Source organism: Enterococcus durans NBRC 100479 = LMG 10746, from assembly GCF_001544215.1.
Lineage (GTDB): Bacteria > Bacillota > Bacilli > Lactobacillales > Enterococcaceae > Enterococcus_B > Enterococcus_B durans.
In genome coordinates this window covers 105,261-111,260 of sequence record NZ_BCQB01000003.1, presented here as the reverse complement: position 1 = coordinate 111,260, position 6,000 = coordinate 105,261, and the positions used below count along the sequence as shown (strand labels likewise).

Annotated in this window: 8 protein-coding genes; 3 read left to right on the top strand and 5 right to left on the bottom strand. The window is 36.6% G+C overall.

Annotation, left to right across the window (positions count from 1 at the left end):
• The first annotated feature begins 150 nt into the window (after positions 1-150).
• Together ED2_RS01755 and ED2_RS01750 are read left to right on the top strand one after the other, a co-directional pair.
• On the top strand, positions 151-822 hold the full coding sequence (locus ED2_RS01755) for a chloride channel protein (RefSeq protein ID WP_226103571.1): 672 nt from the start codon (positions 151-153) through the stop codon (positions 820-822).
• Between the two features lie 146 nt (positions 823-968).
• Entirely contained in the window at positions 969-1,310 is a 342-nt protein-coding gene (locus tag ED2_RS01750; protein ID WP_005880167.1) for a DUF1831 domain-containing protein, read from the top strand.
• A 93-nt stretch (positions 1,311-1,403) separates the two neighbouring features.
• On the opposite strand, the gene ED2_RS01745 is transcribed toward ED2_RS01750, so the two are convergent.
• Entirely contained in the window at positions 1,404-2,183 is a 780-nt protein-coding gene (locus ED2_RS01745; protein WP_005880169.1) for a hypothetical protein, read from the bottom strand.
• 317 nt (positions 2,184-2,500) lie between these two features.
• On the opposite strand from ED2_RS01745, the gene ED2_RS01740 reads away from it, so the two are divergent.
• Entirely contained in the window at positions 2,501-3,106 is a 606-nt protein-coding gene (locus ED2_RS01740) for a metallophosphoesterase (RefSeq protein WP_005880170.1), read from the top strand.
• Between the two features lie 114 nt (positions 3,107-3,220).
• Here the strand turns inward: ED2_RS01740 and ED2_RS15925 are convergent, their stop codons facing one another.
• The 4 genes from ED2_RS15925 to tnpA form a co-directional block, all read right to left on the bottom strand.
• On the bottom strand, positions 3,221-3,601 hold the full coding sequence (locus tag ED2_RS15925) for a hypothetical protein (RefSeq protein ID WP_016177686.1): 381 nt from the start codon (positions 3,599-3,601) through the stop codon (positions 3,221-3,223).
• Positions 3,570-4,031 (bottom strand): hypothetical protein, encoded by a 462-nt coding sequence (locus tag ED2_RS15920; protein ID WP_016177687.1) that lies wholly within the window; start codon positions 4,029-4,031, stop codon positions 3,570-3,572. The genes ED2_RS15925 and ED2_RS15920 overlap by 32 nt, the downstream gene beginning before the upstream one ends.
• An 83-nt stretch (positions 4,032-4,114) precedes the next feature.
• On the bottom strand, positions 4,115-5,233 hold the full coding sequence (gene tnpB, locus ED2_RS01725) for an IS200/IS605 family element RNA-guided endonuclease TnpB (protein WP_005880175.1): 1,119 nt from the start codon (positions 5,231-5,233) through the stop codon (positions 4,115-4,117).
• Positions 5,234-5,256: 23 nt separating this feature from the next.
• Entirely contained in the window at positions 5,257-5,658 is a 402-nt protein-coding gene (tnpA, locus tag ED2_RS14665) for an IS200/IS605 family transposase (RefSeq protein WP_081635848.1), read from the bottom strand.
• Positions 5,659-6,000: the final 342 nt, after the last annotated feature.

Genomic DNA, 6,000 nt, shown 5'->3' with positions numbered 1-6,000 from the left:
TTTTGAGCATAAAGACGAACTATTGAAGCTCAGTATAGGAACAATGCTAGCAACGATTTTTCGGGCACCGTTCGCTGGAATCAGTGAAGTGTTTGATGACAAGCATCCTTTCAAATTGAAAAATAAAGCCAGAAAAATTGGTTTGTTGCAATCAGTACATTATTTGGTATTGTAGGTTTTTTATTTATTGAACAGTTTTCGCCAGAGGAAAGTGTTTTTGCACTCCATTTTTCCACTACGATCCAGTGGGAGTGGCAGGCACTTTTATTTGCTCCTTTAGGTTGGCTGGTTGGAGGGATATTTGGTTGGATATTTTTAAAAATTGAAAAATTGACGAACAAAATAGCAGAAAAAATCAATGGGATAATGACCAAGGCAGTACTGGCAGGTATCGGTATCGGTGTATTTGGCTTAGTGTCTCCCTATTTTTTGTTTTCTGGGGAACATCAATTGTTGCCCTTATCCAAAGAAGCCCTTCAATTTTCTTTTTTAAATTTAGTTCTATTAGGTATAGGGAAAGCCATATTGACGAACTTTTGTTTTGCATTCGGCTGGCGAGGAGGGAAAATCTTTCCGGCAATTTTTTCAAGTACAGCAATAGGTTTTGCTTTTGTCAGTCTATTCCCTTATACGCCAGGATTGCTCGTCGGGGTACTAGTTGCTGCTAGTCTGACCATGATCTTAGGCCAACCATATTTAAGCATGTCACTCTTGCTTTTTCTATTCCCGATACAGTTTTTCCCAGTCATCTTGCTTAGCAGCCTCGGACTAGGTAAAGTAAAAAACTTTGTAGAAGCAAAATATGCAGAAACGAGTAAGTAAAATGACAAGGAGATTCTCAATTCTACGTGGAGAAGCATAAAGCACTGTAGATTGTGAACAGATGATAGAGCCGGCTAAAAAATCCTAGTAAAACAAATCAGAAACTTTTATAATGAAAGTAGAATAAGTTTACCGAGGTGAAAAGCATGGCATTTGAACAAATAGCAACTGTAATGGGCGCAAAAACGAGTTATCGTCTGCACCCAGATGCAAAAAGATACACACTTAGAGACAATGGCTTTACTGAAACAAACGGCGGAAACTATCAATTGATTCGTCCGCTAGATGCAACTCCACAAAGTAAAGAAGGCTTTAAGCTAAAAATCACTGTTTCAAAAGACATCAAAACGTTAAAAATGTCGATCACGACTGCGAATGGATTGAAAGCTGTCAATATCTTCAAAGATGACAAACAAAAAATGAGCCAAGATAAATTTTATTTTTTGATGGATGGTATGATCAGTCGAGGACTATTTGAAAAAGTATGATTTTATAGTCTGAATAAAAAGAGCCAAAGAATCGAAGAGAACAGTTCTTCGGCTCTTTGGCTTTGTTTCTTATTCATAGTATTGGATTTGTGGCTATTCCACTTTTGTCCACTCATCGATGGATTTACCGTTTTCGTCAACTATTTCGAGCCAACTATTTGTGCCACCGAAATAAAGGAGCAAGCTGGCTTCATTGACACTTTTTACAATGATATCTTTGGTCGTTTTCCCATTAGAAATATACTCTTTGAAGTCGTCTCGTAATTTTTCACCATATTTTGCTGAATAACCGACAGAGCCATCTTTATTTCGTGGTGCTTCGGTAAGTAGTGTTGCACCTGATTTGATCAACATTTCATTTCGGCTAAGCCAATATAGGGTTGCTTGGCTGTTTCTGAAGTTTACAGTAAAGGGTATTTCGCTGATCTTTTTTGACCAGCGATGGCGAGCCTTTGCTGGTTTTTTCTTTTCCGTTTTTTGCTGTTCGCCTAATGAATAGCCGAAAAGTGAGAAGATAGTCAAAATTTCTTCATTCGGAGTAGCCAATTTTTTCTGGATATTTGTGGGGATTTTTCTATCTAATGTTTCATCTGTCATAATCGTCAGTCCACTTGCTTGTGCTTTTTCAAGTAGAGAAGCAATCATATGTGGGGCTTCGATTTCCCATGAAAGTTGGATGAGAATGACTTTATCCCACTTTTTAGGTTCGATCGTCTTGCCAATTGCTTGGCACTCTTTTTGAGCAAAAAAGAGATAAAATGAATTTTCGGGTAAAGGAAGCTTTTCTTCGGTTACACTTATTTTCTCGACTTCATGATCCAATGTGATAGTGATCGCTGAAGGGGTCAGTACAGTTTGAAAAGTAATCTCCATTATCGTTTCCTCCTATTTTTTATTCATTTTACCATGCGCAGAACCTTTTACCTTTTTTTAAGATCCCTTGTTCAATTAGTTTATTGTTTGCTGGATCTTTAGCCGATCGTTTAGGAGTAGAAAAATTGTTCCTGTAGAGTCGGTATGTTACTCTGTGGCATTGCATTATATGCGATCCCTTCTGATAGGACATATGATCAAGTGCTACAAAAGAAGAGAAAGTTAGAAACGAAAGAATCAGTTGATGAGTGATATACTTGAATAATTTGAGACTTTTATTTACGCTATAGGAAAGAATGAAAGAAGGGGGATGCGAGATGAATTTTTTTACCAGTGATATCCACTTTTTTCATGCGGCGCTCTTAGGAAAAAATGATTTTGCACCTAGGTTATTTGCTACAGTGGAGGAAATGAACCAGCAATTGATCGCCAGTTGGAATGCGGTAGTCAAAGAAACAGATCACGTTTACCATCTTGGTGATTTAGCGATGCATCCGCAATATGAAAAAGGTAGCCTAGAAATACTTGAATTAGTTCAGCAGCTCAATGGAACGATTCACTTTATCAAAGGAAACCACGATAGCCGAAACTTTTTTCGCTATTTGGAAAAACATGATCCTGGAAATAAAGATGGAACGAAAAAATTTTATTTCTATGACGTGGGAGCGATTGTCAAATTCAATCATCATCAATATTATTTGACACATTATCCCATGCTGCTGGGTCCAAATGATACCATCAGAAACCTTCATGGGCATATCCATCATTATAGTGTTCCTATTGGCAATGATGTCAATGTGGGGGTAGATGCGCCTGAAAGAGAGCTGTTGAAAGTCAAAAGACCATTCGGGACACCTTTATCTGAAAAAGAAATTGAAGAAATCTACGAAGAAAAGCAAAAAGAATTAGCCAATTTACAATAAACGTCAAAAAGCAGTTTTCAAATCAAGCCATTTTGGCAAGATTGGAGACTGCTTTTTCGTCGATCCCTACGATTATGTATTCAAATTGATGCCGTCAGTTCTGCATTTTACGTATTATAAAATGCAGTAAACATATTGGCCACTTTCGTTGAACCCTTTATCGATCATGGCGGTCCCTTTATTTAATCTGTCGATATCTTTATCAATATCTTTTGAAAAAACGATCAACGTTCGTTCTTTTGTGTACTGATTCAACCAATCGATCCCATAATCAACGGGCTGATTGATCATGAGGTTGTAGTAATACTTTCCATATCTCTCCTTTCCTTCCTCCGTCATCGTATAATCATGATTTAGACCATAGCCGTTACGAGCCGCTGCTGCAGTAGAAAAAGAACCGTGGAATCGGATATACCTTGCATAACGATACGTCCCATTTTCTAAGCAAACCAATGCATAGAAGTTATTGTAAAAATAATACCAGCCACCAGCCACCAGCCAGCTTGTTATGAGAAATATCAGCAAGCGTTGGATTTGGATTATTCAATTGATAATGCTCGTAGACGGTGAGATTATCTGTGTAATCAAATCGTTGTTGGGTAAAAGCAGGTGGGGTGTGAACGACTTGATTGATTAGAACATTAGTGATAGGGTGCGCTTTTTTTACGATTTCCGTATAACTTGGATTGTAGCGTAAATGATTGAGATCCGTTGTGATGTTTTTAGAATAGATGATTTCAAAAGAACAGTGGGTGTAGGTATTGATCCAGTTCATTACATAGTTAGGGATATCTTTGGTCGCGATCATCTTTGGGATAACTGGGATCGTTGAATCTGCATATTTTTTTTGAGCTTCATCAGTTAATAAGAACTTTGTAAAAACATCTAGTTGTGCCAAGAGTGTCCCAAAGGAATTACGTCCCAAGGTTAGCTCCGAACTGACCTGACACTCCACACGACTAAAGTCGTGGGTTTCTTAGGTAATACGTCCTAACGGACACAAAATTACTAAGCTATCCCCGAAAGTCCTTCGGTTTTAATATTTATACTCGCATTGATGTCTCGGTCGTGGTGTGTACCACAATTGCTGCAAGTCCATTCACGAATATTTAGCTCTTTCTTGCCATCTTTATGACCACACAAAGAACAAATTTGTGAACTTGGGTAAAATTGATCAACCTTAACTAAGGTTCTTCCTTTCCATTCACACTTGTAAGCAAGTTGTCTGACGAACTCACTCCAAGAGACATCTGCAATTGATTTAGCTAGTTTGTGATTCTTAACCATACCTTTTACATTCAAGTCTTCAATACAAATGATTTGGTTTTCATCAGTTATACGTGAAGACAGTTGGTGTAAAAAGTTGCTTCGTTGGTTAAAAATCTTTTCATGGATATGTGATACTTTCAATTTTTGTTTTTGGTAGTTTTTGCACTCATCTAATTTACGATTGTGCTTTTTGGCTACTTCTAATCTTCTTGAAAGCTTGCGTTGTTCAATTACCAAACGTTTTTCCATGGATCGATAGAATTTCTCGTTATCTATCTTTTCTCCTGCGGACGTTATGCAGAAATGTGCGATACCTAAGTCCAACCCGATTGATTCTTCAACTGGTTCTTTTTGGAAGTTTTCGGTATCCACTAAAAAGGTGGCAAAGTATTTACCCGATTTCGATTGGCTAACTGTTACGCTCATTAGTTTCCCGTTGAACCGCAAATTTGCAGCCATTTTTACCCAACCAACTTTAGATACGTAAAAGTAGTTGTTATTTACTTTCATACCCATAGCTGTCCGATAGGATTTTTTTGAATACTTTTTACTCTTGAATTTTGGAAAACCAAAGTTAGATTTGAAAGTATTCTTGTATGCTTTATTTAAATCCATGGTCACTTGGCTAAGGGGGTGAGCTTCAACTTCTTTCAACCAAGAATATTCATCCATCTTTTTTAATGCCGCATACGTTGTCTTATCTTCTTGATAGTCAGCATTTTCTTTTTTCATTTTGTAATTCGTTATGCGTTGATCTAATAGAAAATTCCAATAGAAGCGGACGCAACCGAATGTCTTTTGAAATTGAATTTGTTGCCTTTGGTTGGGATAGATACGAATCTTATGAGCCTTCTTCATTTCTGCACACCTCCTTAACGTTATCAATATCTTGTTCTTTGGTTCTCAACATACCGTTTAATCGTGGCGCTAGATACATTTCTTGCCGTTGAAACAAAGTAAGAACGTGTCCAAACACTCGGCATTTTGCTTAAGTGTTCAAACTCTTGTCTTAACGTTCGTGATGTCTTTCCTTTAATCACTTTCATTATGTCAGAAGGCGAATATGTCGGTTGAACATTCACAAACAAATGACAATGGTCTTTGTCTGTTTCTATAGCAAGGATGTTCCACTCATTTTCTTGGCAAATTTCTGCGACAAGTGATTTGAATCTAGCGTCCACATCGGAATTAACAAATATTTTCCGGCGATACCTTGGACAAAAAACAAAGTGGTAATTGATTAACGATACAGTTGTATTTGTATGTCTGTAATCGTTATCCATGACCTTATTATGCATTAAGTTATAAAAAAGAATTTGAATTTCAAAGGTATCCCTCCTAAGTTTTATGATAGAATAATAACATATAAAAAATAAATAAGTGGATTTAAATAAAATTTTATATGTTTTTTAATTAAGACGAAAGGAGTGACATGATAGTGGAGATAAAATAAGTTTAAATTCGAAGGTAAACGCATTAATTTCGGATGTATGATAACAATACTGATTTTAATGACTCGTATTGTTGATTTTTAGCAGAGTAATTAATAAAAGAAAGGCTTGAATAAGTTTTGTACATATGGTTTTATTGTTAATTTTTGTTATTAAATTACAAGGATAGTTTTA

Excerpts from the sequence above, each read along its gene's own strand:
- ED2_RS01750 (WP_005880167.1), top strand. The coding sequence starts at position 969 with ATGGCATTTGAACAAATAGCAACTGTAATGGGCGCAAAAACGAGTTAT.
- ED2_RS01745 (WP_005880169.1), bottom strand. The coding sequence starts at position 2,183 with ATGGAGATTACTTTTCAAACTGTACTGACCCCTTCAGCGATCACTATC.
- ED2_RS01740 (WP_005880170.1), top strand. The coding sequence starts at position 2,501 with ATGAATTTTTTTACCAGTGATATCCACTTTTTTCATGCGGCGCTCTTA.
- tnpB (WP_005880175.1), bottom strand. The coding sequence starts at position 5,233 with ATGAAGAAGGCTCATAAGATTCGTATCTATCCCAACCAAAGGCAACAA.
- tnpA (WP_081635848.1), bottom strand. The coding sequence starts at position 5,658 with ATGGATAACGATTACAGACATACAAATACAACTGTATCGTTAATCAAT.